This window comes from Ruegeria sp. E5, assembly GCF_056534105.1.
In genome coordinates this window covers 74,754-100,793 of sequence record NZ_JBQFPA010000001.1, presented here as the reverse complement: position 1 = coordinate 100,793, position 26,040 = coordinate 74,754, and the positions used below count along the sequence as shown (strand labels likewise).

Annotated in this window: 23 protein-coding genes; 5 read left to right on the top strand and 18 right to left on the bottom strand. The window is 58.6% G+C overall.

The genetic code is table 11. From position 1 onward, the window contains the following. The first annotated feature begins 211 nt into the window (after nt 1-211). On the top strand, nt 212-913 hold the full coding sequence (locus ACR0BI_RS00545; protein ID WP_170393483.1) for a GntR family transcriptional regulator: 702 nt from the start codon (nt 212-214) through the stop codon (nt 911-913). Here the strand turns inward: ACR0BI_RS00545 and ACR0BI_RS00540 are convergent. Both ACR0BI_RS00540 and ACR0BI_RS00535 read right to left on the bottom strand, forming a co-directional pair. Then, the gene (locus ACR0BI_RS00540; protein WP_170393485.1) at nt 910-1,368 is read right to left on the bottom strand and encodes an Lrp/AsnC family transcriptional regulator; all 459 of its coding nucleotides are present in this window, start codon (nt 1,366-1,368) and stop codon (nt 910-912) included. The two genes, ACR0BI_RS00545 and ACR0BI_RS00540, sit on opposite strands and share 4 nt — an antisense overlap. Continuing rightward, the gene (locus tag ACR0BI_RS00535; RefSeq protein ID WP_170421091.1) at nt 1,365-1,820 is read right to left on the bottom strand and encodes an Lrp/AsnC family transcriptional regulator; all 456 of its coding nucleotides are present in this window, start codon (nt 1,818-1,820) and stop codon (nt 1,365-1,367) included. The genes ACR0BI_RS00540 and ACR0BI_RS00535 overlap by 4 nt, the downstream gene beginning before the upstream one ends. Nucleotides 1,821-1,951: 131 nt before the next feature. Between ACR0BI_RS00535 and ilvC the strand changes: the two genes are divergently transcribed. Next, the gene (gene ilvC, locus ACR0BI_RS00530) at nt 1,952-2,974 is read left to right on the top strand and encodes a ketol-acid reductoisomerase (protein ID WP_170393489.1); all 1,023 of its coding nucleotides are present in this window, start codon (nt 1,952-1,954) and stop codon (nt 2,972-2,974) included. 45 nt (nt 2,975-3,019) lie between these two features. Here the strand turns inward: ilvC and ACR0BI_RS00525 are convergent, their stop codons facing one another. Both ACR0BI_RS00525 and ACR0BI_RS00520 read right to left on the bottom strand, forming a co-directional pair. Then, on the bottom strand, nt 3,020-3,475 hold the full coding sequence (locus ACR0BI_RS00525; RefSeq protein ID WP_170421089.1) for an SRPBCC domain-containing protein: 456 nt from the start codon (nt 3,473-3,475) through the stop codon (nt 3,020-3,022). Then, nucleotides 3,472-3,780 carry an ArsR/SmtB family transcription factor gene (locus ACR0BI_RS00520; protein ID WP_480561745.1) on the bottom strand — a complete coding sequence of 103 codons (309 nt, stop codon included), beginning with the start codon at nt 3,778-3,780 and terminating at the stop codon, nt 3,472-3,474. The genes ACR0BI_RS00525 and ACR0BI_RS00520 overlap by 4 nt, the downstream gene beginning before the upstream one ends. A gap of 78 nt (nt 3,781-3,858) precedes the next feature. Between ACR0BI_RS00520 and ACR0BI_RS00515 the strand changes: the two genes are divergently transcribed. Continuing rightward, nucleotides 3,859-4,761: a DMT family transporter gene (locus ACR0BI_RS00515; protein WP_480561747.1), complete on the top strand. Its 903-nt coding sequence runs from the start codon at nt 3,859-3,861 to the stop codon at nt 4,759-4,761. On the opposite strand, the gene glmM is transcribed toward ACR0BI_RS00515, so the two are convergent. From glmM to ACR0BI_RS00470, 9 genes are all read right to left on the bottom strand, one after another. Continuing rightward, complete coding sequence (gene glmM / locus ACR0BI_RS00510; RefSeq protein WP_170393497.1) at nt 4,758-6,101, bottom strand: phosphoglucosamine mutase; 1,344 nt, start codon at nt 6,099-6,101, stop codon at nt 4,758-4,760. The genes ACR0BI_RS00515 and glmM overlap by 4 nt on opposite strands. A 33-nt stretch (nt 6,102-6,134) precedes the next feature. Then, the gene (gene folP, locus ACR0BI_RS00505) at nt 6,135-7,133 is read right to left on the bottom strand and encodes a dihydropteroate synthase (RefSeq protein ID WP_170563320.1); all 999 of its coding nucleotides are present in this window, start codon (nt 7,131-7,133) and stop codon (nt 6,135-6,137) included. Next, nucleotides 7,130-8,050: a dihydroneopterin aldolase gene (locus ACR0BI_RS00500; RefSeq protein WP_170801230.1), complete on the bottom strand. Its 921-nt coding sequence runs from the start codon at nt 8,048-8,050 to the stop codon at nt 7,130-7,132. The genes folP and ACR0BI_RS00500 overlap by 4 nt, the downstream gene beginning before the upstream one ends. 105 nt (nt 8,051-8,155) lie before the next feature. Then, nucleotides 8,156-9,529 (bottom strand): multicopper oxidase family protein, encoded by a 1,374-nt coding sequence (locus tag ACR0BI_RS00495; RefSeq protein ID WP_480561749.1) that lies wholly within the window; start codon nt 9,527-9,529, stop codon nt 8,156-8,158. Between the two features lie 73 nt (nt 9,530-9,602). Beyond that, nucleotides 9,603-10,241: a cell wall hydrolase gene (locus ACR0BI_RS00490; RefSeq protein WP_170393504.1), complete on the bottom strand. Its 639-nt coding sequence runs from the start codon at nt 10,239-10,241 to the stop codon at nt 9,603-9,605. Nucleotides 10,242-10,427: 186 nt separating this feature from the next. Next, nucleotides 10,428-12,989, bottom strand: a complete 2,562-nt coding sequence (locus tag ACR0BI_RS00485) for a pyruvate, phosphate dikinase (RefSeq protein WP_170563328.1) — start codon at nt 12,987-12,989, stop codon at nt 10,428-10,430. Nucleotides 12,990-13,025: 36 nt separating this feature from the next. Continuing rightward, complete coding sequence (glyS, locus tag ACR0BI_RS00480; protein WP_480561751.1) at nt 13,026-15,245, bottom strand: glycine--tRNA ligase subunit beta; 2,220 nt, start codon at nt 15,243-15,245, stop codon at nt 13,026-13,028. 9 nt (nt 15,246-15,254) lie between these two features. Then, complete coding sequence (gene gltS, locus ACR0BI_RS00475; RefSeq protein ID WP_170596125.1) at nt 15,255-16,463, bottom strand: sodium/glutamate symporter; 1,209 nt, start codon at nt 16,461-16,463, stop codon at nt 15,255-15,257. Between the two features lie 5 nt (nt 16,464-16,468). Further along, a complete protein-coding gene (locus tag ACR0BI_RS00470; RefSeq protein WP_170635552.1) occupies nt 16,469-16,990 on the bottom strand; it encodes a DUF6446 family protein in 522 nt (173 codons plus the stop codon). A gap of 78 nt (nt 16,991-17,068) precedes the next feature. Between ACR0BI_RS00470 and ACR0BI_RS00465 the strand changes: the two genes are divergently transcribed. Continuing rightward, entirely contained in the window at nt 17,069-17,701 is a 633-nt protein-coding gene (locus ACR0BI_RS00465; protein ID WP_480561753.1) for a MarC family protein, read from the top strand. 8 nt (nt 17,702-17,709) lie between these two features. Here ACR0BI_RS00465 and ACR0BI_RS00460 read toward each other — a convergent pair whose 3' ends face one another. Continuing rightward, on the bottom strand, nt 17,710-18,639 hold the full coding sequence (locus ACR0BI_RS00460) for a glycine--tRNA ligase subunit alpha (RefSeq protein ID WP_480561755.1): 930 nt from the start codon (nt 18,637-18,639) through the stop codon (nt 17,710-17,712). 206 nt (nt 18,640-18,845) lie between these two features. Between ACR0BI_RS00460 and ACR0BI_RS00455 the strand changes: the two genes are divergently transcribed. Next, entirely contained in the window at nt 18,846-20,585 is a 1,740-nt protein-coding gene (locus tag ACR0BI_RS00455) for a serine protease (protein WP_480561757.1), read from the top strand. 56 nt (nt 20,586-20,641) lie between these two features. Here ACR0BI_RS00455 and ACR0BI_RS00450 read toward each other — a convergent pair whose 3' ends face one another. The 4 genes from ACR0BI_RS00450 to folE2 form a co-directional block, all read right to left on the bottom strand. Continuing rightward, nucleotides 20,642-22,216, bottom strand: a complete 1,575-nt coding sequence (locus ACR0BI_RS00450) for a thiamine pyrophosphate-binding protein (RefSeq protein ID WP_480561759.1) — start codon at nt 22,214-22,216, stop codon at nt 20,642-20,644. After that, nucleotides 22,216-23,664 (bottom strand): TrkH family potassium uptake protein, encoded by a 1,449-nt coding sequence (locus ACR0BI_RS00445; protein ID WP_170393516.1) that lies wholly within the window; start codon nt 23,662-23,664, stop codon nt 22,216-22,218. The genes ACR0BI_RS00450 and ACR0BI_RS00445 overlap by 1 nt, the downstream gene beginning before the upstream one ends. A 51-nt stretch (nt 23,665-23,715) precedes the next feature. Continuing rightward, nucleotides 23,716-24,483: a hypothetical protein gene (locus ACR0BI_RS00440; RefSeq protein WP_480561761.1), complete on the bottom strand. Its 768-nt coding sequence runs from the start codon at nt 24,481-24,483 to the stop codon at nt 23,716-23,718. Nucleotides 24,484-24,764: 281 nt separating this feature from the next. Beyond that, nucleotides 24,765-25,868, bottom strand: a complete 1,104-nt coding sequence (gene folE2 / locus ACR0BI_RS00435; RefSeq protein WP_170511035.1) for a GTP cyclohydrolase FolE2 — start codon at nt 25,866-25,868, stop codon at nt 24,765-24,767. Nucleotides 25,869-26,040 lie beyond the last annotated feature (172 nt).

Genomic DNA, 26,040 nt, shown 5'->3' with positions numbered 1-26,040 from the left:
CCTTTTTGTTCTGCCTTGTCTTGCGCGCTCGGTAAAGCGTCAAACGCAGCCTGAAGTTGACCCAAAGTAACCCACAGCCAAAAATTTCATTTTGAGTTTTTACATGCCACAATTAGCAGAAATGACGCCAACCAGAGTCAGGTCCCCTTTACACCCTAGCGTGTTTCTGAACAGATACACACACTTTGAACAAGAACGGATAATTTTACTCGTGACTGCGCAAAAGCGGATTAGTTTTCAAGTCGTTCGAGACGAGGTAAAGCGGCGGATTGAATCCCGCATATGGCCTCAGGGCTCGCTTTTACCCACCGAAACCCAATTAGCGGAAGAGTTCAATTGTGCCCGCGCCACGGTGAACCGGGCGCTGAGGGAGCTCGCTGAACAGGGCTTTGTCGAGCGCAAGCGCAAAAGCGGAACGCGGGTCAAGAAAGAACCACGCAAACAAGCCAAGCTTGAAATTTCACTTGCGAGACAAGCGGTTGAGAACCAAAACTCAGCCTATCGCTATGCGCTGGTGGAACGGAACGTGGTCTACAGCCCCGGCTGGCTGACCTCGCAACTGAATGTCGAACCGGACGCGCGCGTTCTGCACGTGATCTGCATGCACTATGCAGACAACCGCCCCTTCCAGCTTGAAGAACGCTGGATCAATATCGAAGCCGTGCCCGAGGTCGAGCAAGCCGACCTCAACAAAAGTGGCCCACACGAATGGTTGTTGAATGCTGCCCCGTTCACCGAAGCTGAAATCGCCTTTTGCGCGATCTCGGCGGACAATCGTCTAGCTGATTTCATGGGCACGACCACTGGCACTTCGATGATTCAGCTGGAACGGACCACGTGGAAGGACGGGCAACCGATGACTTTCGCCCGCATGACCCATCATCCGGGGTTCCGCATCCGCACTAAATACTAACCGATCGGCCCGGGCAGGCGTTCTTCGCTCAGCAGTACATTGGCTTCGACCTCTCCGGCCCCTGGTAAGGTCATCACCCTTCGGCGCAGAACCCGTTCGAAGTCTGCCAGATCCCGCGCCACGACGCGCAAGCGATAATCATAAAGACCCAGCACATGCTCAACCGTCTGCACCTCGGGAATGGCGCTGACGGCACGTTCAAAATCTTCAAGGCTGACCTGCCCTTTTCGCGCAAGTTTCACGCCGAGAAAGACGGTCACTCCAAAACCCAGGGCCTCGGCATTCAGACGCAGCCGCCGCCCCTTGATCACGCCTGCTTCTTCCAGTCGACGAATACGCCGCCAGGTCGCGGGCTGCGATAAGCCAAAGCGGCGCCCCAGAGCTCCCGCGCTTTGGGTCGCGTCCTGCACCAGCGCGCGCAGAATTCTGCGGTCGATCTCATCCAGTTCGATCATACCGGCAACACCTCATCCCGTTTGACTCGGGCGATATGCATAAGGGCTTCGATATCGGCGATATGCGGTAGGGTCAGAATGCGATCGCGATAGACCTGTTGATAATGCGCCATATCTCGCGCCAACACCGATAGGCGCACATCCACCCGGCCAAGGAAGGTCTGGATCTCGATCACCTCGGCCACGTTCCGCGCCGCCGCCGTGAATTCGTCGAACGCCCGTGCCTGCGTCTTGTCCAGCGTTATCCGCAAAGAGACCTCGACCGCATAGCCCAAGGCGGCCCAGTCGATAACGGCTTCCTGCCCCTCGATCACTCCTGCCGCTTGCATCTTTTCGATCCGGCGCCAGCAGACGCCCGTAGTGATGCGGCATCGCTCAGCCAATTCTGCCGTTGTCAGGCTTGGCTCGGCCTGGAAGTGGCGTAGTATACGTCGATCAACATCATCAAGCATGATTTTTTCACATTTTGTTCACTAGAAGAATTATTCTTCATCTATTTGTCAAATACCCAATCCAAACCCTATCGCCAATAGCAATCACGCAAGATAGAAGCACATCAACCGAAACTGAAAGGACCGGCGAAATGCGCGTCTATTACGATCGCGATTGCGACATCAACCTGATCAAAGACAAAAAAGTGGCGATTCTGGGCTATGGCTCGCAAGGCCACGCCCACGCGCTGAACCTGCGCGACTCGGGCGCCAAGAACCTGGTCATCGCCCTGCGCGAAGGCTCCCCCTCGGCCAAGAAAGCCGAAGCGGAAGGCCTGCAGGTGATGGGCATCGCCGAAGCCGCAGCCTGGTGCGACGTTATTATGTTCACCATGCCTGACGAACTGCAGGCTGAGACGTACAAGAAATACGTCCACGACAACATCAAGCCGGGCGCTGCCATCGCGTTCGCCCACGGCCTGAATGTCCATTTTGGCCTGATCGAGCCGAAAGAAGGCGTTGACGTGATCATGATGGCCCCCAAAGGCCCCGGTCACACCGTGCGCGGCGAATACACCAAAGGCGGCGGCGTTCCTTGCCTCGTCGCGGTCGACAACGACGCGACCGGCAAAGCGCTGGAAATCGGCCTGTCCTACTGCTCGGCCATCGGTGGCGGCCGTTCGGGCATCATCGAAACCAACTTCCGCGAGGAATGCGAAACCGACCTGTTCGGTGAGCAGGCCGTACTGTGCGGCGGCCTGGTTGAACTGATCCGCTGCGGCTTTGAAACGCTGGTTGAGGCCGGCTACGCGCCCGAGATGGCATATTTCGAGTGTCTGCACGAAGTGAAGCTGATCGTTGACCTGATCTATGAAGGCGGCATCGCCAACATGGATTATTCGATCTCGAACACGGCTGAATATGGCCAGTACGTCACCGGCCCGCGTATTTTGAAATACGACGAGACCAAAGCGCGTATGAAAGAGGTTCTGAACGACATCCAGCAGGGTAAATTCGTCCGTGACTTCATGCTGGAGAACGCTGTAGGCCAACCGACCATCAAAGCGTCGCGCCGTGCGAACGATGAGCACATGATCGAGGAAACCGGTGCAAAACTGCGCGCCATGATGCCCTGGATCTCGGCTGGCAAAATGGTCGACAAAGAAAAGAACTAAGTCTGACAATTGTCAGCGAAAGGGCGGCCCCGGTGGCCGCCCTTTTCATTTGGTGACAGCATTTGCGTAGCATTCGCCCAGAACATAATCCCAGCCACTGTCGTAACCGGTGCGTTTGTCCGACGCCTCAGATGCCCAGACTTCCCAGCCCGAATGGGTCAGAGTGACCGTGGTATGCCCGGCTCCGTGGGCTGCGAACCGGACCTCAACCCGCGTGGGGCGGTCGGTGTTGGTGCCGGGGTGCCAGCTGAAGGCCAGGCGAGCCCCCTGTTCGAAGATCAACACCTTGCCCCAATCAGCGCGGGTGCCATCGAACATGGTTTCATAAACCGCACCGCCGACATGAGGTTCGATCACAACTGCCAGCGCAGGCTTGCCTTGCGCCGCTGAGACAGCGTGCCCATCCAATGGCCACCAATTGGCGATGCGATTTACAAAAATGTCAAAGGCGCGCTCGGGCGTTGCGTTCACAACAATGGTCTTAATGATTGGTTCGATCATGCATCTCGTCCTTCGTTTACCTCGGCGGCGAAACTCTCCAACACGTCCGACCAGTATTGCTCGAGCCAGGCGCGCAGGTCGGCCAGCCCCTCGGGTCGGGCGGCATAGATGCGGCGCGTTCCCTCAGCCCTGCAAACGACAAGTCCGGCATCGGACAAGACCTTTAAATGTTGCGAGACCGCCGGGCGGCTTACGGGCAAATCCGCAGCCAGATCACCAACCGCCCTGGGGCGCTTGGCCACCGCCTCAAAAACCTGACGACGGGTCGAATCCCCTAAAGCCGAAAGCACTTCTCTGTAAGCCATAGCTTACGGTAAGTAATGACTTACCTAATGTCAATATCAGCGCGTGACACCGTCAGATTCGCGGGATAAGTGGATGGAATGGTTCAACAACCGACAAAACAGGATTGGAGCGGTGTTTTCACGCTGGGCCTCATCTGGGGCGGGACGTTTATGGTGGTTGCCATGGCGTTGGAAGGCTATGGACCGGTCACCGTGGCGACGTCGCGCACCACATTGGGTGCCGTTATGCTGCTGGTGCTGATGCGCCTTACCGGACGGCGTATTCCGAGTTTGGCACCAGCCCTTTTGAGTTCGATTTTCTTCATCGGCATTCTGTCGACGGCGGTTCCCTTCATGCTGTTAAGCTGGGGGCAACAATTTGTCCCTTCGGCCTTTGCGGGTCTGTCCATGGCGGCGATTCCGCTGATGGTTCTGCCGCTGGCACATTTCTTTTCGGATGAGCCTATGAACCTACGGCGTCTGGTCGGCGTTTGCCTTGGCTTCTCTGGCGCGCTTGTGTTGATCGGGCCCGGTCTGGCGCAATTGGGTCAGGGTACGCAGCCACTGGCGCAAATGGCCTGCGTTACGGCAGCCTTGTGCTACGCCAGTTCGTCGATCCTGACCCGCCGCTGCCCTCCGATTGAACCGATGGCTCTGGCAGCCCTGACGCTGCTGGTTGGCGCAGTACTATTGATACCTATCATGCTGCTAACCGAGGGGCTTCCCTCGTGGCAGGGAACGCGCCCCAGTCTGGCCCTGATCGTTCTGGGCCTTGTCCCCACGGCCTTCGCCACCCTGCTGCGAGTATCCATCACCCGCAGCGCCGGGTCGGTCTTTCTGACGCTGGTGAACTATCAGGTGCCCGTTTGGTCGATGGTGTTCGGGGCCTGGATTCTATCCGAAGCCCTGCCGCTGCGGTTCTATATCGCGCTTGCCATGATCCTAACCGGGCTGGCAATCAGCCAGTGGTTCACTCTGCAGAAAATGCTGCTGGGGCGTTAACCTGTCGCCGCCTCAACCTCGGATACGATCCCATCGACCACTTGGGTCAGCAGTGCGGCATCCTCGCATTCCGCCATCACCCGGATCAGAGGTTCCGTGCCCGATTTGCGGATCAGCAAACGCCCCTGCCCATTCAGACGCGCCTCGGCCTCGGAAATCGCGCTTTTGACGCTGGCCGCTTCCAGCGGGGCCTGCCCCGCGCTAAAGCGCACATTCTTCAGCAATTGCGGCACCGTCTCAAACTGGCGCGATAGGTCCGAGGCTTTCTTGCCGGATTGCACCATCTCTGCCAGAAAATGCAGCCCCGCCATCAGACCGTCGCCGGTTGTGGCATAATCGCTCATCACGATGTGACCTGACTGTTCGCCACCAAGATTGAAACCACCCTCGCGCATCCGTTCAACCACATAGCGGTCGCCAACGGCGGTCCGCTCCAGACGCAGCCCCTGCCCGGCCAGGTGCCGCTCCAACCCGAGGTTCGACATCACAGTGGCGACCAAGGCGCCGCCTTTCAGCTGATCCGCGCGGGACCAGGCGGTCGCCAACAGAGCCATCAACTGATCCCCATCGGCGACAGCGCCAGTTTCGTCGATCACAACGACGCGGTCGGCATCCCCATCCAGACATATACCTACATCGGCGCCATGTGAAACCACGGTTTCGGCCGCAACACGAGGCTGGGTTGAGCCACATCCGAGGTTGATGTTCTTGCCGTTCGGCGCGATGCCGACCGGGATCACATCTGCTCCCAACTCCCAAAGAACTTCCGGCGCAGTACGGTGCGCGGCACCGTTGGCGCAGTCGATCACGACCTTCAGCCCATCCAAGCGCAGGTTGCGCGGCAGCGATGATTTCACGCGCTCGCCATAACGGAACCGCGCATCGTCGACCCGACGCGCACGACCAATATTCTGCGCCTGTGCGGGGCTTACGCCTTCTTCGATCAGCCGCTCGATCTCAATCTCGGCTTGATCGGACAGCTTGAACCCGTCCGGCCCAAAGAATTTAATTCCATTGTCGATCGCCGGATTGTGACTGGCCGAGATCATCACGCCCAGATCCGCGCGCATCGAGCGCGTCATCAACCCTACCGCAGGAGTCGGCACCGGCCCCAGCAGAAGCACGTTCATACCGGTCGAGGTCAAACCTGCCGTCAGCGCATTTTCCAGCATATAGCCCGACAGCCGCGTATCCTTGCCAATAACAACGCGGTGTACGCCTGAGGCATCGCGGCGGAAATACCGCCCCACAGCTGCGCCAATTCGCAAAGCCATTTCCGCCGTCATAGGGTGCGTGTTGGCGGTGCCCCGCACCCCGTCGGTTCCAAACAGCTTGCGCATAAGTCGGTCTCCTGAAAATTCCTTTTGCCCGGATTACCGGACGGCGGCCCATAGACGCAAGGCCTGAGCCGTCTCGGCCACGTCATGTACCCGTACAATCTGCACGCCCTGTGATATTCCCGCCAGAGCAACCGCGATTGACCCCGGCGCGCGGGCATCCTTGCGCGGCTCTTTGCCGATCTGACCAATAAATCCCTTGCGCGAAACGCCCAAAAGGATTGGACAGCCCAGCCCGTGAAACAGGCTGAGATTGCGTAGAAGGGTCAGGTTGTGGTCCAGATTCTTGCCAAACCCGATGCCCGGATCGATGACAATCAAATCGCGGCTGAGCCCCAGTCCTTCAAGATGCGCGATTTGCCCCTCAAGGAAATCGTAAACATCCAGCAGAACATTGTCATAGTGCGGGTCATCCTGCATCGTGGTCGGATCACCCTGCATATGCATCACACAAACCGGAGCCTCAATCTGCGCGCAAAATGGTGCAAGTTTAGGATCGAAGGTAAATCCTGACACATCGTTGATCAGTCCCGCACCCGCCTGATGCGCTGCCTTGGCAACACCGGCCTTGCGAGTATCGATCGAGATCAACACATCCGTCTCGCCCCGAATTGCCTCAATCAAAGGGCGTGTGCGGGCAATCTCTTCGTCTTCAGGCACAAAATCAGCGCCCGGGCGCGTGGATTCGCCGCCAATGTCCAGAATACTTGCACCATGCGCTACCATGTCGGCGGCAGCGGTCCGAGCGGCCTCGACCGAGTTATGCAGCCCCCCATCCGAGAAGCTATCCGGCGTGGCATTCAGAATGCCCATGATCTGCGTTCGTGCCATATCAAGTCCGGCAATCGCTGGACGCGCGCAGGTCAGACGATCCAGCTGTTCCTTTGGGATTTCAACGGCATCGACGATCTGGGTGCTTTGCCCGCGCTCAATCCGCTCGGCCTGTGAGAACCACAGCACCTGCCCTGCCAGTGGCACCGCCCCGTCGACGCGCGTGCTCCCATGCTGGACCAATGGGCGGTAATAGACGGTCACAGTTGCGCCTGCTCCACCGGAACTGCGCGCAATGGCGTTTTGGGGGCTTCGGGCAGGTCTCCGCCAATAACCAGCATCTCGCTGGCTTCAAAGGTTGCAGCGAACCAAGCAGCCAGCGCCACCGCGTCAGACGGCGCGGCTGAGGGGCCATCGACCGCATCCAGAACAATTTTGGAGGGTGCCCAAACACAAATCTGGCCGTTTTTCATCGCCCAATCCAACTCGGTCCGCGTTGAAACGACCACGCAACGGTGATCGCGCGCAGCCAGAACCCAGGCGTTCTGTTCAATTGCCAACAGATCTATCCGGCGTTGGGTCATTGCGTGACCCGTCTGCGGCACATCCAGATCAGACGCCCCAACACACAGGATCAGCGGGCGCTGGCGATTCTCAAGCTGGTCGATCCAGCCGGTGAGATTACCTGATGAAATCGCTGCATTCGACAGAAAGACCAACCGTGGATGTGGCCGCTCTTCTTCGGCCACATCATGATGTACCGCATCCTTGCCGCGCACGATCTCGACGCCAAGCGCGCCGGGTCCACGATCCAGTTTTTCAATGCGGACAAAAGCTCTTACAGCCTGAGGCTCAAGCAGAATGCGCTCCGCCACGCGATCTGCCAGTGTCTCGAGCAAATTTAGCCGTTCAGCAGCCAGCTCAAACGCAATCGCTTCGGTTACACGGTCGTAAGACAGAATACGATCCACGTCATCATCGATGGGGTCTGTCAGCGGACGCACCTCGACCACGATGTTAAAGCAGATCCGTTGCGTGGTACCGCGTTCGGCCTGAAACGCCCCGATCTCGACCTCAACGATGTGATCGCGCAGCGAAATGCGGTCCAGCGCACCGCGCGCGGCGGTAGCCTCGGACCGTTCGGACGGGTGCGCAAAGGCGAGACGGATTTCAGAGCTCATGCGGCGGACCTTTTCGGGCTCGGTGGACTGATGATGAGCCCACTTTAGGCGTTTCGCGGGCGTATAGCATCGCAGCAAACGCCTTTCCAGCCACGGAATGCGGCGTTACGTGACCCGGAACCAGCTCATCATACCCGATGCCGCATGGCCTAGCATGTGACAATGCAACAGCCAGTTGCCCGGATTGTCAGCTACCAACGCTACCTGCCGCACCTGCCCTCGTTCGACTAGAACAGTGTCGCGCCACGGCCCCAGTGTACCGTCCTGCAGGATAATGCGAAAATGGTGCCCATGCAGATGCATCGCATGTGGAAACGCCGTTTCATTTGCGAATTCAATCCGATGAACTGATCCCAATCGCGCATCCAGAAACGGATCATCTGGCCGCTCTGCATATCCGTTCAAAGCCCAGAATCGTCCAAGCTGAGCCAACTCGCGCCCCGACAGCTCGGAATCGCCCAATTTGGCGCTCTCCAGCCAGCGCATTGCACCCCCCTGCATCGTCATACGATGCAGAGGTGTATTCTGCAGTTCAATTTCGGGCATTCGGTTTGCTGGCAACGGTCTAACTTTTGCATTAGCAATACGCGATGATACTCCGAACACATCAAATTTGACGAGTCCGTAAGCGCCATCCCGTTCTACACTCACAATACTTGCCGTCTGGCCGGATTCCGCTGAAACATCAACGATCAAGTCAACCCGCTGCGCAGGCGCCAAAGGAAAACTGCTCTCAACTCGCAATGGAACCTCAAGCGGCATACCGTCAAGCGCAACAATCCAGCCAGCAAGCCCGTCGAGCGCTACGTCGAATACCCGGGCATTCGCGGCATTGATCACCCGCAATCGCAATCGTTCAGACGCCTGCACCGGATAAGTAGGGTCAAACTCTCCGTTCACCGTTACAATGTTGCCCAGCCGACCCGCATGGCTCAGATCATGAGCATTATCGAAATCGCTGGATATCTTTGCGCTCTCGGTGTCAAGGCGCCAATCGTCCAGCATTAAGGTCAGGTCCTGATCAACATCGGGTCCGCTGGCTTCTTCGACGATCAAAGGGCCATAAAGCCCACGCGCGACCTGCTCCATCGATTGGTTGTGCGCATGATACCAATAGGTTCCCGCATCCGGCACCACGAAATCATATTCAAAGTTGGAATCTGGCTGCACAACTTCCTGCGTCAGGCCGGGCACTCCATCCATCGCATTGTCGATCCGGATGCCATGCCAGTGAACGGTCGTTGGTTGCGGCAGCATGTTTACAAGCTTGCGGCGTACCCGAGCACCCTGCGGAACACGGATTTCCGCGCCCGGAACACCGCCGCCATAACTCCAGACCGGAGTTTCCGGATATCCCTGGGGCGCGATCTGCTGGAGGGAAGTCTGTGCCACCAGTTCGGTGGCAGATGCCATCGCCACGCGTGGTATCATCGACAAGGCCAGGGTCGATTGCAGAAACTGTCGGCGTGTTATGGTCATTGCAAGCCTCCTGGCTCGCAACATAGTTGGTAAAACGCCTGTTGCCAGCACCCTTCCAGCGCTGGTGCGTCAATCAGTTGCTGGCCGTGCGATAATTGTGCTTGTAGAAGATATGCACGCCAATACGCGCCGTTTCTTTATAGACGCGGGACCAGGACGGGCGCACTGCCTTGGTGTGATAGTGCGTGGCACCTGCGGTCATCTCTTCAGCTACACCATCGATTGCGGCACGGGCGACTTTCGAAACGCGATCATAAGCGCGTTTTTCGTTGATAATCTCTTTCTGCCCGTCACAGGTGTAGGTGAACTGGCACTGATATTTCTTGCCCGTTCCTTGCTTGATCACACCGCACAGTGAATCCGGAAAGCGACCGCTTTCAACACGGTTCAGGATAACTTCGGCCACAGCAAACTGGCCACGCACGCTTTCACCGCGGGCCTCGAAATAGAGCGCTTCGGCAAGACAACGGAAATTTTCATCTCCGGTCGCCTTTGGCTGCTGGTCCAGCCAGGCTTTGGTGTAGGAGATTTCGACTTTTTCCGGCGCCTTACGCGGCTTAAACAGTTTCAGGTAATCGCGGAAGCTTTGTGCTGGCAACTCGTTACGTGTGACCAACTCAACAGATTTTGTATCGCCTTGCCTATCGGCAAAGGACAAACTCGGTAGCAAGGCTGCTGCCCCCACGGCAACAGCCACTATGTAGCGTCTCATCAGATAACCTCGCACAGGCACAAACGCGCCATACCCTCCCCCGGCGGGCGCGACGAGGCTAATACCCCAGACGAAGCGAGACGTCCAGTTCTGAAAAAAATGCAAGAGAAAAACCGCTCACGCCGCCAATTATTATCGACAGCGGAACGTTTCTTACGCCACTATTTCTAGGTAGGAGACAGTTAGTCAACCCCCAAGTTTGGACGAAATCGCCAGTTGAGCGGCAGACAGCCGAGCGACAGGAACCCGGAAAGGAGAACAGGACACATAGTCGAATCCAAGTGACCTGCAGATTGCGATTGATTCGGGGTTACCACCATGTTCGCCACAGACAGAAAGCGTAACGTCTGGTTGGGCTTGGCGCCCGCGCTCGGCCCCCAGCTTCAGCAATTCACCTACCCCATCTGCATCCAGAACGTGAAATGGATCTTCGCCAAACACGCCTTGGCGGACATATGCCGACATGAACCGCCCCGCGTCATCGCGCGACAATCCATAGGTCATCTGGGTCAGGTCGTTTGTTCCAAAGCTTAGGAAAGCGGAATGCGGCGCAATCTCATTCGCGCGCAGACAGGCCCGAGGCGTTTCCACCATCACTCCCAATCGATAGTCGAACTCCTGCCCCTGCTCCGAGGCAACCTCGGCCGCTACAGTATCAATGCGTGTTTTGACCAGTTCAACCTCGCGCTTGGCCGAGACCAGCGGGATCATGACCTCAGGCACGACAGGGGCACCTTCTTTGCTGGCCTCAACCGTCGCCTCGAAGATCGCGCGTGCCTGCATGTCGTAGATTTCCGGCACGGTGACACCCAGACGAACCCCGCGCAATCCCAGCATCGGGTTGTACTCGCTCATCGCCTCGACCCGACGTTCGACATCCGAGATTGGCAAATCCAGCGCCTCAGCCAGCTCGCGCTGACCAGTGCGCGTAGTGGGCAGAAACTCGTGCAAGGGCGGATCGAACAGGCGGATGCAGACCGGCTGCCCCTCCATAATCCGGAACAACTGCACAAAATCCTGCCGTTGCATCGGCAGCAACCGTTCCAGCACAGCGGCACGTCCAGACGGGGTCTGCGCAAAGATCATTTCGCGCATAACGGTCAGGCGGCCAGGATCGAAGAACATGTGTTCCGTTCGGCACAACCCGATCCCTTCTGCTTTGAAGTTTCGCGCAGTTTGCGCGTCAGCGGGTGTATCGGCGTTGGCGCGGATAGCGATGTCCCTCTCGGCATCGGCCCAGCTCATCAGGGTCTGAAAGCAATCATCCAGCGCCGCTTCAAGCATCTCGGGTTGTCCGGCCAGAACCTGACCCGAAGTCCCATCGATGGTCAGAATATCGCCTGTCTTGAACACACGCCCATCCGGTGCGCTTAGCAGCTTTTTCTTGGTCTGGAATCGCATCTCGGACGCGCCGACGATACACGGCAAACCCAGACCACGGCCAATCACCGCCGCATGGCTGGTGATCCCGCCCTTTTCGGTCAAAACAGCTACTGCGGCATGCATTCCGCGCACATCTTCGGGCGAGGTTTCTCGGCGCACAAGAATACAGGGCTCCCCCCGCGCGGCGCTGGCCTGCGCTTCGGCAGCCGTAAAGACAATTCGACCGGTCGCTGCACCGGGGCTGGCCGCGATGGCTGTGGTCAGCACATCACGCTCGGCCTCAGGATGGACCTGCCGGTGCAGAAGTTCATTCAGCGAATGCGGGTCGATCCGCATCACGGCCTCTTGCGGCGGAATGATCCCGTCTTCGGCCAAGCGCACCGCGATCCGCATCCCGGCCCGCGACCCGCGCGGAACCCGCACGCCGTCCAGAATATGCACCTTGCCGTTCTGCACCACGAATTCGACCTGCATCTCTTCGCGCAGCTTCTCGCGCATTAACGCTGCGTGGGCCTTGAGATCGGCAAAAGCCTCGGGCGCCACATCCTCCAGCGATTGGCCACGCTCGTCCTTTTCCAGATATAACGCAGCGACACCTTCGCCCAGAGCATCGCGCCCCTGGCTTTGGCTCAGATAGCGGCCTGTGATTTGGGGCATACCTGTCGCGGGGTCAATCAGTTGCAACACGCCTGAACCGCATTCCCCCTGTCCGACGCCCGGGATCATCTCTTGAATCACCAGCCCCAAACCGGCATCCGCAGGTGCGCCCTTGGCCTGCCGCAGCAGCCGGGCCGACGTGCCATCCCAGGCACGCGCCATCGAGCGCAGAACACCAATCAGTTGCTCTCCTCGATCTTGCGGGAAGGCCTCGTCGGTTTCATCTTCATACGCCCGCAGGGACAAGCTCAGCCCTTCGCGCCCATCCGCATCGATGGTATCGAACACATCCGGGTCCAGACGCGCAATATGGAGCGCATAGCTCTGCACAAACCGCAGATATAGCGCCGCCGCCGCATCCGCCCCCATTTCCGCAGACCGATCCAGATATCGGGCATCGTTCATGCCGATATTCAGCACCGCCCCCGGTCCACCCCAGTCAGGATCTTCCGAACTGGGCCGTACACACAGCAATGACTCGGCGTCGAACTGTTCCAGAATGGCTGCGATGTCGGGAATGTCGCCCTTGGCAATTCGTTGCACCGCGTCAAAAGAAAGGGCCACGGTCCGCGGCACCGGCATGTCCAGCCGGACCAGTCTTTGCAGGCACTTTGCCCGGCCACCATGGGTATTGGCGGCAACGGGCGCTTTTGGAGTGATAAGCGTGGTATGCGGATTATTCTGCACTGCGGCACCTTTTGGTTTCACCGCAGCATAAGCCCCTGCGCCCTTGGTGCAAGGGCGTTATCCCTCGATACGGGTCAGATCAGCAACGCTAGAGCAGACCTTACGGATCTGGCTCAGCAGGTTCAGACGGTTGCGGCGCAGAATGTCATTATCGGTATTGACCTGCACGTCCTCAAAGAACGCATCCACCGGCCCGCGCAGTTCGGCCATTGCCGCCATCGCTGTCGGGAAATCCTCGGCCTTCAGCGCGGGATCGATCTTGGCCTCTGCCGCGTCAAGCGCTGCAAACAGTGCCTTTTCGCTGTCAGTTTCAGCAAACTTCACATCCGCGCCGTAAGAGTATTCGACTCCATCCTTCTCTTCCGCCTGAGACAGGATGTTGTTCGCACGCTTGAACCCCTGCACGAGGTTCTCTCCATCCTCGGTCGCAATCACCGCATTCAGAGCGCGGGCGCGTTTGACCAGCAGGTTGAGGTCGTCATTCCCCTCCATCGCGATACAAGCGTCGATGACATCATGGCGGATGCCCTCGTCTCGGAGGAAGACTTTGAGGCGGTCGTGGAAGAAAGAAAGAAGATCGTCAGACGCGTCAGGAACCTTTTTCTCAAGCTCAAGAAATGCTGCTGCGGGCGATCCTTCAAGCTTTTCTTTGACAGTATGGAATGAAGCACCAAAGACACCATGTTTTGCGATTTCTTCCAGGAGATCGCGGACATTCGCTTCGGGCAAAGCCTCATTGATAGCGCGTTCTGATCGAACCAGTTGACTATCGAAAAAACGGTCCAACCGAAGACGCAGATCATTATTCACGATTAGTCGAATTACCCCTAACGCCGCACGACGCAAAGCAAAGGGATCTTTCGAACCCGTGGGTTTCTCATCTATCGCCCAGAACCCGGTCAGCGTGTCCAGCTTGTCGGCTAGCGCCACTGTCACAGACAACGGTGCGGTCGGAACATCATCCGACGGCCCCAACGGCGAGTAATGTTCCTGCGCAACGGCGGCCACTGCGGCATCCTCGCCTGCCGCTTCGATGTAATACCGCCCCATAAGCCCTTGAAGTTCAGGGAATTCATAGACCATTTCGGAGTTTAGATCAGCCTTGGCCAAACGCGCGGCTTTCTCGGCCTGATCCGCATCCGCCCCGACCACCGGGGCCAGTTCTCGGGCCAGCGCGGCAATGCGGTCGATGCGTTCCGCCTGAGTGCCCAGCTTGTTGTGGAAAGTCACATTCTCCAACGCGCGGGTCCATTGGGCGATGTCCGACTTGGCAACGCGCAGGTCGTTCTCCCAGAAGAATTTCGCATCGGCCAGACGGGCCGACAAAACCTTCTGGTTCCCCGCCAGAATGGTTGCGCCGTTATCGGCGGTCTCGCGATTGGCGACGGTAATGAAGCGCTCGATCCGCCCCGTCTTGGGGTTCTTCACAGAAAAGAACTTCTGATGCTCTTTCATCGAGGTCTGCAGTACCTCGGGCGGCAGCTCAAGAAACTCCTCGTCGATCTGCCCCATCAGCACAACGGGCCATTCGACCAGACCGGCAACTTCTGCCAGCAGACCCTTCTCGTCGACGACTTCCAGACCTGCGGCGAAGGCCATGTTCTGGGCATCGTTCCAGATATGTTCGGCGCGCTCTTCGGGCGACAGCACCACGAAGGCGCGTTTCAGCTTGGCGGCATAATCCTCGAACGAGGTCACCGTAAACCGGTTCGGGGCCATAAAACGATGGCCCTCAGTCGTATCACCGGACGTGATCCCTTCGATCGCAAGCGGCACGACCTGCGCACCTGCTTCATCGGTCAGGATGCACAGGATCGAGTGCAAGGGCCGTACCCACCGCATCGATCCAGCCCCCCAGCGCATGGATTTGGGCCAGGGGAAGTTTCGAATGGTAGCTTCTAAGACCTCGGCGATGATTTCAGCTGCTGGACGACCCGCCTTTTCAATGGTGGCGAAATACACTGCGCCTTTGGGCGTGTCGCGCTCTTCCAACTGGTCTCGGGTCAGTCCCGCGCCGCGTAGAAAGCCTTCGATGGCTTTGTCAGGCGCGCCGACCTTTGGGCCTTTGCGTTCTTCGCGGATTGTCGGGCTTTCCGCCAGCAGGCCTTCAACCGCCAGCGTCAGGCGACGCGGCGTCGTCAGTGCAGCGGCAGAGCCATAGGTCAGACCGTCTTCGACCAGACCATCGGTGATCCGCTTTTTCAGGTCTTCACCGGCGCGGGTCTGCATGCGCGCGGGGATTTCCTCGGAAAACAGTTCGATCAGCAGGTCGGGCATTTTCGGTCCTTAGAAATTGACAATCGTCTGAATGACGATGGCATTGGCGATGTCCACAAAGAATGCGGATACAAGGGGCAGTACGATAAAGGCAATAGGCGACGGGCCATATCGCTTGGTTACGGCGGTCATATTTGCGATAGCTGTGGGGGTAGCACCCAGAGCGAACCCCCCGAACCCGGCGGCCAGAACGGCGGCGCGGTAATTCGATCCCATCAACGGAAACAGAACCCAGATCACGAACACCACGGCAAACAGGGTCTGGGCGGTCATGATCACCGCAATCGCAAGGCCCAGTTCGGCGATGGTCCACAGTTGAAGGCTCATCAGCGACATCGCCAGAAATGCACCAAGCGCGAATTCCGAGATCAGCGCCAGCGAGGGCGTGCGTGAGACCGGCTTGGCATTCGGCGCGAACATGGCGCGGAGATTGGCAATCACGATCCCCATGATAAGGCAGGGCACAAACAACGGCAGTTTCAGCCCTGCGGCGCTGATTGCTTCGCTCAGGATCGCGCCTGAAATGATCGCGAGGTTGAGATACAGCAGCACCCGCATGATTGTCAGATGATCAATCTCGGATTTCTGGTCGACCTCATTGGGCAGGCCCACCGTATGCTCTTCCCCGGGGCGTTCGGGGCTGAGATTGCGCCCCTCGATCAGCAGCCGCGCAATCGGCCCCCCGACCAGAGCGGCCAGCACGAGACCCAATGTGGCCACGGCCACCCCCAACTCGGTTGCGCCACTCAAACCGGTGGCGCCCGCAACTTCGGGGGCCCAGGCGATCGCGGTTCCGTGCCCCCCGATCAGCGCAGCAGACCCGAACAGCACCCCGGCTTGCGCCGGATAACCGAACATCGCGGCCCCCGCAGCGCCGATCACGTTTTGCGCAACGATGGTCAGAAGCGTCAAAATCAGAAGCAAAAGCAAAGGCTTGCCGCCCGCAATCAAATCGGACAGACGGGCATTTAGACCAATCCCGGCAAAGAACAGAACCAATAGAAAGTCTCGTGCGGTCAAGCCAAAGGATAGCTCAATGCCGAAACCAAGATACAGCGCCAATACCACGAGCGAGGCAAGAAGGCCCCCGGTTACCGGCTCGGGGATGTTGAAGCTGCGCAATTGTGCGACACGGGCGTTGATCTCTGCCCCCAGCAGATAGACCGCAAAGCCCAGCGTTGCTGTCAGGAACTCCGGTATCTCAACGACCATCCCCATCTGCATCAGCCCTCGGGCCTGGGTGGGCACTCCTCGCCCACAACCGTGCCGTCATAGGCCTTTTCACCGCAATTGTTCAGCGCATGCCAGACGTAGCCTTTACCATCCTGTGTAATGGCAACGATCCGGTCGACACCATAATGGATGTTCTTGGTGCCCAAGAAAGCCTGTGCTTGACCCGATTTCAATACGTCGGCCAGCGCAACTGCGTCGTAGCAGTCAAACCACCCTGGCGCGGTCAATGGCTCGGGGTTCTCGACAGGGGTAAAATCCACCATTTGATCCGGCCTCAACTCGGTTTCGAAACAGGCCCGATACCGGATCGGAGAACTGTCGGCGTCAATGGCCTTAAACCCAGAATAGGCGATGGCTTCGGGCGCTTCCGCCCCTTGCGCCAGCAGGACCACATCCTGGCCCGGGCGCGGTTCTACCTCATAATAGAATCCATAAACCTGCAGGTAATACATGCCAGCACCGGCCAGAACTCCAGAAATCAGAAGGATTAGCGCAACCAATTTTCCAGTCATCGTTTACGCCGCCTCTTTCAAGTTCGCAGAAAATAGGACAGTTTCCCAACCAGTACGGGCAGAAACGAGGCTACACGCATGGAAACCACCCTTGCCGTCGGATTTTTCGGCGCGTTGTTCGCGATCATGAATCCGATCACCAACCTGCCCGTGTTCCTGAGTGTTACGCAAGACCTGCCCGTTTCGGATCAACGCAAAGTGGCTGTGAAAACCGCGCTCTACTGCTTGATCCTTGGTGGAGCCTTCGCCGCGATCGGCAGTCAGGCGCTTGGGCTGTTCGGCATCAGCGTCGATGATTTGCGTGTCGCTGGTGGCCTTGTCGTCCTGATGATCGGGCTGAACATGCTGAACGGAAACGAAAGCAGCTCGCATCACGGGACTGATGGAGAAAAGAAATCCTACCCCGCGCCCGAAACGGTTGCGTTCTATCCCTTGGCCTTTCCGATACTGGTCGGGCCCGGTACGATCACGACCTTGATCCTCTACGCGCATCACATCAAGACACCGGTCGAAGCCATTGTCTATGCAGGCGTATTTCTGTTTGTCGTCGCTTTGCTGTTGGGGACGTTCTGGAACGCCTCGGCACTGGCCAAACGGCTGTCGGAAAATGCGCGCGTGATCATGAGCCGCTTCATGGGCATGATCCTTGCAGCAATCGCAATCAGCATGATCGCAGACGGCCTGAAGGCGTTGTTGCCCGGTCTGGCCTAGGCGTTGCATCAAACCTGGAACCCGGCCGCCTCGGTCTGCACGAACGCATCGGCGCATTGCTTAGCCAACGCGCGAACGCGACCTATATAGGCCTGCCGTTCGGTCACCGAGATTACCCCGCGCGCGTCCAGCAGGTTGAAGATGTGGCTGGCCTTTATGCACTGATCATACGCGGGATGCGCCATGATGATGCGCTTGCCCGTCTTCGGATCGTCATGCTCCTGCGCCAGAATGGCCGCGCATTCGGCTTCAGCTTCTTCGAAATGGCGCAGCAAGACCTCGGTATTGGCGACGTCAAAGTTCCAGCGGGCGTATTCCTCTTCGGTCTGCTTGAAGATGTCGCCATAGGTCAGCGGGCTAGGTGATTGCGGATCGTTGAATGGCATATCCATCACATGATCGATGCCCAGTACATACATCGCCAGACGTTCCAGACCATAGGTCAACTCGCCCGAAACCGGCGTACAGTCGTGGCCGCCGACCTGCTGGAAATAGGTGAACTGGCTGACTTCCATGCCATCGCACCAGACTTCCCAACCCAGACCCCACGCGCCCAGCGTGGGGCTTTCCCAGTCATCTTCGACAAAGCGGATGTCGTGCAGGTCCATGTCGATACCGATGGCCTCAAGGCTGCCCAGATACAGCTCTTGCAGATCCGGCGGGCTGGGTTTGATCAGCACCTGATACTGATAGTAATGCTGCAACCGGTTCGGGTTTTCGCCATAGCGCCCGTCCGTCGGGCGGCGTGAAGGCTGAACATAGGCCGCCGCCCAAGCCTTGGACCCCAGCGCGCGCAGTGTGGTTGCGGGGTGGAACGTACCCGCGCCGACCTCCATGTCATAGGGTTGCAGGATCGCACAGCCTTTCGACGCCCAATAGGTCTGAAGCCGCAGGATAATCTCCTGAAATGAACGTGGTGCGCTTTTGGGTTCGGTCATGACATTTCCCTTAGACGCGCGGAGCGCCCGGTTCCGGTAGGTTCGGCCCTTCCTATGCAAGGCATCCAAAGGCGTCAACGGGCCAATCGGCCACTCTGTCACTGCGCAGCCACACCCAGAATTCCCCGTATTCCGGGCATGGCAATCGGGCAGCGATTCCGCGTAATCTGCGCGAAAGTGAAAACACTGCATAACACGGGCAGACAATGACACGCGTATTTACGGTTACTATATTCTTTTTCCTCTTCGGCCTGCGCGCCGCTTTTGCCCAGCAAGATGCGGGCGTCTTTGTTCAGATCGAGGCGCAGCCGTCGCTGCGCGAGGCGCAGGAACGGGCGCAGGCCTATGCGAACGCGCTGCCTGATGTGAACGGGTTTCGCCTGAATTCCGGCTGGTATGCCATTGTTATCGGGCCCTATTTGCGCGACGACGCCGAACAGGTTCTGCGCGTTTACCGGGCCGAGCGTCAGATTCCCTCGGACAGTTTCATCGCCTTTTCCAGCGCGCTGGGGCAACAGTTCTGGCCCATCGGCGCCAACATCCTGAACCGCGGCGTGGTCACCGCCCCTGTCCAGCCCGAGCCGCAACCCGAACAACCTTTGGCCGGTTTGACCCTGCAGGACGCGGATGAAACCCGTTCGCAGGCGCTGCAAGGCGAGCGCCTGTTGACCGCGCAAGAGCGTAAGGACCTGCAGACTGCACTGCAGGCCGCCGGATTCTACAACTCGACCATCGACGGCGCTTTTGGACAGGGCACCCGCCGCTCGATGGGTGATTGGCAGCGCTTCAACGGTTTCGAGGCGACCGGCGTTCTGACCACGGCGCAGCGCAAGACCCTGATGGATGACTATAACGCCCCGCTTACCAGCGTCGGCATGGCGCGGCATTCGGACCCGCAAGCCGGGATCGAACTGGATATGCCGCTGGGTGTCTTGGGCTTTGACCGCTACGAAGCTCCGTTTGCCCATTTCAACCCCACCTCTGATCTGGACGCCAAGGCGCTGCTGATCTCTCAGGAAGGCTCCGCCGCGACTTTGCGGGCGCTCTATCAGGTGATGCAATCGCTTGAAATCGTCCCCCTGGACGGTGAACGTAACCTGCGCGGCAACAGCTTTACGATTGAGGGGCGTGGCAACGGGGTTATCTCGTTCACGCAGGCGGCGCTGAAGGACGGCAAGATCAAAGGCTTCACGCTGGTCTGGCCCGCCGGGGATGAGGCCCGCCGCGCCCGAGTTTTGGCCGCGATGCGCGCAAGCTTTGCCACGACCGATGCCGTACTGGATGCCGGTGCCGGAGCGGATGCTGACCAGCGCATCGATTTGATGTCAGGACTGCAAATCCGCAAACCGCGGCTATCGCGATCGGGCTTCTTCGCCGACGCTGATGGTACGGTTCTGACGGTCACCGAGGCCGCTGAAAGCTGCACCCGCATCACGCTGGACGGTGACCAAGAGGTTCAGCTGGCTTGGCAGGATGCCGACCTTGGTGTCGCTGTGCTGCGTCCTAGCAAGACCCTAGCCCCGATCAGTGTTGCCGAGTTCCGCGCGGGCGTTCCGCGTATTCAGTCTCAGGTCGCTGTTTCGGGCTTTTCTTACGAAGGCGCATTGGGTGCCCCTACTCTGACCTTTGGCGAAATCGCTGATATCCGCGGCCTGAATGGAGAAGATGGCGTCAAACGCCTTGCACTGTCCGCCCAGCCCGGCGACGCGGGAGGACCTGTTTTTGACGATAGCGGCAGCGTTGTTGGCATGTTGCTACCTGCCCCTTCCGATGGGCGTACCCTGCCCGACTCGGTCAGCCTTGCGGCGAATGTGGCACGTCTGACCGAAGTTCTGACCAAGGCGGGCATCTCAGGTCAGCCCGCGCAAGGCTCAGCCCAGATTTCACCCAACGAACTGAGCCGCAGAGCCAACGGAATGACCGTTCTGGTGCACTGCTGGGACTGAACAATCAGGTTCAGGGAAAAGGCGCTGCACGAAGGTGCACGCCTTTTTTCATAGGTTTACAGGATATCCGGTGTGACCCGTATCAATGTGGGAACCTCGGCCTGAAAGGCGGCGCGCACTGCGGCCTGCATCTCATCCAGCGTCTTCGGTGCAGCTGACAGCGCCCCGAACGCCTCGGCCAGTTTGCAGAAATCCGGGTTTCGCGCGATCACCGCATTGGGCGCGATCTGACCGCGCACCATGCTCTCTTCAATCTCTTTGAGTTTACCATTGTCCCACAGAATGATGGGTAGCGGCAGGCCGAGTTCGACAGCAACCCCAAGCTCTTGCATTGTGTAGTGAAAACCATAGTCACCCGCGATGACCGCTGTGGGTTTGCCCCGCCGTGCTACTGCACCACCGATCCCGGCTGGCAGGGCGTACCCCAGCGTGCCAAATCCAGTCGGGTGGTGCCAATGATAAGGAAAGCCCATGTCCCAGACTTCTTTCGCGACATACGCGAATTGGGTCATGTCCGAATAAATCATCGTATCCAAGGGCATGGCCGCCCTGAGTGCATCGACCACGGGGACAATGCCCGGGCGCTCGGCATCTACCTCGGCCCGCCAGCGTGCGCGCGCCTCGCGCACCTCGTCCGCAGACCAACCAGCGGCTGGTTTTACCTGATCGGACACTGCCCACAGCGCATGCGCAAAACTCTCACCATCTGCCTGCAGTTTGACAGCCGCACGATGGTGGTCTGACAGCACTTGCGGGTCCAGATCAACACGCACCATAGTTGCGTTGTGGCCCAGATCATGGCGCCACAGATCAACCTCGCCCAGTTCAGCACCGACAACAACGACAAGATCAGCCGAGGCAATTACTTTGGCGCTGCCCGGTCGTGGCAGCATCGATCCGAAATCCAGCGGATAATCGGACCCGGCCAGCCCGCGACCGGCATATGTCGTGAAGCACGCCGCCCCCAACTGGGTCAGGATCTGTCGCCAAAGGTTAGACCGGCACCCGCCGCCTAATATGAACAAAGGCCGCTGCGCGATATTCAGCAGCGACAGAACCGGTGCCACATCCGGTGGAACAGTCTGGTTGCGCAAGGCAGTTTGGTTTGGAAAAGGTGCAGGCGCTGCCTCGGCCTCCAATTGCGCGATGGGTACCTGAATGTGTTTCGGTCGCGGGCGCGACAGCTCAAACTCTTCGAAGGCGCGCTCGATCAGACCATAGGCAGCCTTGGCATCGTTCGCCTGACAGGACCAGTCTGTAACTGTCTCGGCCGCAGCGCGTTGATCCTTCATCTGATGCAATTGGCCACGCAGTGCTTGTGTCTCTTCGAGGCAAGAAGACAACACCAGCATCGGCACCGAATCCGAATAAGCCTGCCCCATCGGCGAGATGATGTTGCACAGGCCCGGTCCGGTGATCACATAGGCCACCCCCGGCTTGCCAGACGCGCGGGCATATCCATCGGCCATGAAACCAGCCCCCTGCTCGTGCCGGGCCAGAACATGCGTGATCCCGGCCTCTTCGATACCGCGATACATTTCCTGATTATGCACGCCCGGTATGCCAAAGATCACGTCAACGCCACGATCCTTAAGCATGTGCGAGATCTGCGCCCCAAGGGGTCGTTTCATTAGCCTCTCCAGAATTGAACGGTAAAGATTGCGTAGACAGCCAACAGTTCAAGGCGTCCGACCAGCATCCCGATCGTCAGCAGCCACTTGGCGCCGTCATTCAGCCCCGCAAAGTTGCCTGCTGGCCCGATCTGTTCCCCCAGCCCCGGCCCCACATTAGCCAGTGCCGTCGCGGCCCCCGATACCGAGGTGATAAAGTCCAACCCGGTCAGGGCCAGTGCCCACGACAGAACCCCCATCGATAGTGCAAAGAACATGAAGAAACTCATGACCGAGGTCAGCACGTCGCGACTGATCGGTCGTCCATCATAGCGCGGCACGAACACACCATGCGGCGAACGAATTCGGCTAAGCTGGGTTTTAATCGACGCAAACAGCAATTGATAGCGGAACACCTTGATCGAACACGCGGTGGACCCCGCGCAACCGCCAATCAATCCGATCAGGAAGAACAACATGACCGGGAAACTGCCCCAGCCCATATAGTCGACACTCGCGTACCCGGTGCCCGAAATGATCGATGTGATGTTGAACAGCGACTCGCGGAATGCCTGCTCCCAATGGTGCGGAAAGACCGAAGTCAGGAAGATCGACATAATCACAACCAGAACCACGATGGTTGCCAGAAACGCCCGAATCTGGCTGTCTTTCCACAACGAGCTTGTGTGACCATTGGCCAATTGCACATACCGCACGAATGGCAGCGCCGCGAGGATCATGAAGATGGCAGCGGCATATTCCAGAGGTCCCGAAAACCGGGCGAAAGAGCTGTCATAGTTTGAAAACCCGCCCGTCGCGATTGTGGTCATGGCATGTACGACGGCGTCAAAAAAGCTCATGCCGAAACCGGCATAGACCAATGCGCAGACCACCGTCAGAAATACGTAGATCAAGGAAATCTGCCCGGCGATCTCTTGCGCACGGGGCAGAATTTTTCCCATGGTTTCAAACCCTTCCGAGCGGAAAATCTGCATCCCACCAACGCGCAGCTCGGGTAGGAACACCATCGCCACGACGATGATTCCAATGCCCCCCAACCATTGCAAAACGCCCCGCCAGAGCAACAAGCCCTGTGGCAGTTCGTCTAGCCCCGAGATCACGGTTGAACCTGTGGTGGTCAGCCCCGACATCGCCTCGAAATAGGCATCGACGAAACGCAGTTCAGTTTCCCCGAACAGAAACGGAATTGCGCCAAAAACCGGCAACGCCACCCAGACACCCGAGGTCAGCAAGAATGTCTGACGGATGGTCAAACCTTCGCCCACCCCGTTGGAACAGCTCATCGCAAGAACACTGCCGGTCAGCAGTGTGATGACCGCGCTTTCAAAGAAAACATGCCACTCGCCCCGCCCCTCGATCATGTCGACAAGCATAGGCAGCAGCATGGTCGCCCCTAGAATGGCGACCAGCAGGCCAATCACATATCCGACCGGGCGAAGATCCATCATGACGGGCAGCGTTGGCGCGCCAGCCCGACGGTGTCAAGCAGATGATCCGTGTTAACTGTCGGATTTTATCTCAACGCCCGGCATCGCGGGTGGCTTCGACGGGGCGCGTGCACGACGCGGTGCCGGTTTGGCCTGCTCAGCCGACGCAGCTGCGGGTTTCTTCGTCGCAGGTTTTCCAGCGGCAGGTTTCGGAACCGCTGTGGCCCGAGGCGCAGCTTTTGCCGGAGCGGGCTTGGCTGGGGCGGGCTTAGCCACCGCAGGTGCCTTGGGCGCCGATTTTGCCGTGTTTGCCGATGCTTTTGGCGCTGTGGCTGCCGGTCGTGCCTTGGCCTGTGCGGAAGATTTGAACTCCGCAACCGGCTTGGCCGCCGTTGATACTGGCTTGGCCGCTTTCGAGGCGGGTTTTGCAGGTACTTTGGCATTCTCCGGTGCTGCTTTCACAGCCGGTTTGGCTACCGGGGCCGCCTTGGGTGCAGGGGCCGCAACCTTAGGAGCCGCCGCTTTCGGCGCAGGTGCCACCGCAGGCTTAGCCGCCGCCTTCGGCTTTGGTGCTGCTTTGGGTTTCGGCGCCTCTTTAGGCTTTACTGCAACCTTGGCTTTTGCAGCCGGTCTGGCTGGCTTTCGCGTTGCTGGTGTCGCCACTTCGCGGGCAACCGGTGCGGGTGCCTCGGCTGTCTTCAGTCCGTGCAGAGGTGTCATCGGCAGATCAAAAGCCGCGCGGGTCATGATCTGCATGATCTCCATCTGACTGGCCATTGCGTAACCGGCCATCCGGATGGCGGCTGCCTGAAACTCAAGCGGTTGAGTAATCGGATTCATTGCATGTCTCTCCTGATAAAACCGAGGCAGCGGGTAGATGAGTAAAGGACCCCGCCCGCCCCAATCGTCCGGGCGGATTTGCAGGTTGGCGGTCCAAGGCGTTGCACGTCCCGGTTTCCTTTCGGGCTGCGCGACCCGGTTTTTACGGATGCGCAGCAGCTGCACTCGGGGACAATCTAGCGCAATTCAGGGTGCAGATGCAGCATTTCCTGCTGCATTGCGGCAAAAAAGCGCCCATGCAGGATTTTTGACTGTTTTTCCAGCAGCTTCCGCGGGGTCAATCAGCCCACATGAAACAGCGTCGTGAACAAACGCGGGTCCAGGCTCGCGGATTCGAAGGTTGGACCTTCGGTCAGAATCGAGACTGCATCATGGCTGTGCAGGCTTTCCTGATGGCTGGCGATCACACGGAAATCGCCGACATGATGATCGGCCTGCAGCTCGGCGCAGAACAGACGCGCGGCATCTTCCACGAATATGGGATTGGCCGCGTTCAGTTCGGCAAAGGCCTGTTCATCTTCGCGCTTGACCATCACCTGAGTTTCGGTCGGCACCGCGCGGCGGCACAGCGCGATCAGATCTTCGAACCACAGACAATCGGCGTTGCAATCGATAACCACCGAAATCCGCGCCACCGAGCGCTGGGAATGCGGCGTCGCCAACTGCCCGCGGGTTGCGCGCGCGTGTTCGCTAAGTTCCAATGAACAAGGGCATGTGGACGAATAGACATAGTCCAGATGCATAATCTTCAGACGTTCCCCGCCTTGATCAACCAGTTCCAGCGCGATGTCGTAATACTGGTATCCGGACAAGCCCGAACGCAGGCTCTCAATCCGATCGGGATAGGAAAACCGCATCTGTATGCGCGCATCCAAACTATCCAGATCAGTCAGATAGTCGTTCAGCGCTGCCTCCATCACCTCAAAACTAAAGGTGCGCTCGGCGTGCTTGTAGAAGGACCGCATGATCCGAGACATGTTGATGCCCTTCTTCTCGGCCTCAAGGCTGACAGACCCGGTGACCGAGGTCTCAAGTGTCAGCTCGGCACCACTTTTGCGATGGAACCGGATCGGCAGACGGAAATTCGAGATGCCGACATGCTGGATCTGCTGCATCGAACCCCGGATCAGGCTGGACGGACCGTTTTGCAGATCCGGCAATGTGGCCTTGTAGGCTGCATCCGCCTCGAACCCTTGGGGATATTCGCGCGACAGGGCTGGATAGTTTGACGGCAACAGCCCCGGGACAAGCTGCGCAATGGCCGGGTCCAGTTGACTGATCTCGGCCGCCGAGGCTGATTTCGCCCATTCGCGCAGCACCTTGAGCGCTGCTGCGGCCTGATCGTGATCGGGTGTCTCGTTGATGTCGCGCGGATGAATGTTCATTGGCACGGATCCCTTGCTAGGCCGACGGTTATATACCACCGAGGTTTAATTACCAGTCCGGAACGATACGCGCCGAATATCATCCCGGATCGAAATTAGATGGAAAAAACCGTCACTTTTCAACCAAAAGCGCCCGATCAGGCGGATCACACCCGCCTGATCATGGGTCATA

Coding starts and splice junctions, on each gene's coding strand:
- ACR0BI_RS00540 (WP_170393485.1), bottom strand. CDS start 1,368: ATGATCGAACTGGATGAGATCGACCGCAGAATTCTGCGCGCGCTGGTG.
- ACR0BI_RS00535 (WP_170421091.1), bottom strand. CDS start 1,820: ATGCTTGATGATGTTGATCGACGTATACTACGCCACTTCCAGGCCGAG.
- ilvC (WP_170393489.1), top strand. CDS start 1,952: ATGCGCGTCTATTACGATCGCGATTGCGACATCAACCTGATCAAAGAC.
- ACR0BI_RS00525 (WP_170421089.1), bottom strand. CDS start 3,475: ATGATCGAACCAATCATTAAGACCATTGTTGTGAACGCAACGCCCGAG.
- ACR0BI_RS00520 (WP_480561745.1), bottom strand. CDS start 3,780: ATGGCTTACAGAGAAGTGCTTTCGGCTTTAGGGGATTCGACCCGTCGT.
- ACR0BI_RS00515 (WP_480561747.1), top strand. CDS start 3,859: ATGGTTCAACAACCGACAAAACAGGATTGGAGCGGTGTTTTCACGCTG.
- glmM (WP_170393497.1), bottom strand. CDS start 6,101: ATGCGCAAGCTGTTTGGAACCGACGGGGTGCGGGGCACCGCCAACACG.
- ACR0BI_RS00500 (WP_170801230.1), bottom strand. CDS start 8,050: ATGAGCTCTGAAATCCGTCTCGCCTTTGCGCACCCGTCCGAACGGTCC.
- ACR0BI_RS00495 (WP_480561749.1), bottom strand. CDS start 9,529: ATGACCATAACACGCCGACAGTTTCTGCAATCGACCCTGGCCTTGTCG.
- ACR0BI_RS00490 (WP_170393504.1), bottom strand. CDS start 10,241: ATGAGACGCTACATAGTGGCTGTTGCCGTGGGGGCAGCAGCCTTGCTA.
- glyS (WP_480561751.1), bottom strand. CDS start 15,245: ATGCCCGACCTGCTGATCGAACTGTTTTCCGAGGAAATCCCCGCGCGC.
- gltS (WP_170596125.1), bottom strand. CDS start 16,463: ATGGGGATGGTCGTTGAGATACCGGAGTTCCTGACAGCAACGCTGGGC.
- ACR0BI_RS00470 (WP_170635552.1), bottom strand. CDS start 16,990: ATGACTGGAAAATTGGTTGCGCTAATCCTTCTGATTTCTGGAGTTCTG.
- ACR0BI_RS00465 (WP_480561753.1), top strand. CDS start 17,069: ATGGAAACCACCCTTGCCGTCGGATTTTTCGGCGCGTTGTTCGCGATC.
- ACR0BI_RS00460 (WP_480561755.1), bottom strand. CDS start 18,639: ATGACCGAACCCAAAAGCGCACCACGTTCATTTCAGGAGATTATCCTG.
- ACR0BI_RS00455 (WP_480561757.1), top strand. CDS start 18,846: ATGACACGCGTATTTACGGTTACTATATTCTTTTTCCTCTTCGGCCTG.
- ACR0BI_RS00450 (WP_480561759.1), bottom strand. CDS start 22,216: ATGAAACGACCCCTTGGGGCGCAGATCTCGCACATGCTTAAGGATCGT.
- ACR0BI_RS00445 (WP_170393516.1), bottom strand. CDS start 23,664: ATGATGGATCTTCGCCCGGTCGGATATGTGATTGGCCTGCTGGTCGCC.
- ACR0BI_RS00440 (WP_480561761.1), bottom strand. CDS start 24,483: ATGAATCCGATTACTCAACCGCTTGAGTTTCAGGCAGCCGCCATCCGG.
- folE2 (WP_170511035.1), bottom strand. CDS start 25,868: ATGAACATTCATCCGCGCGACATCAACGAGACACCCGATCACGATCAG.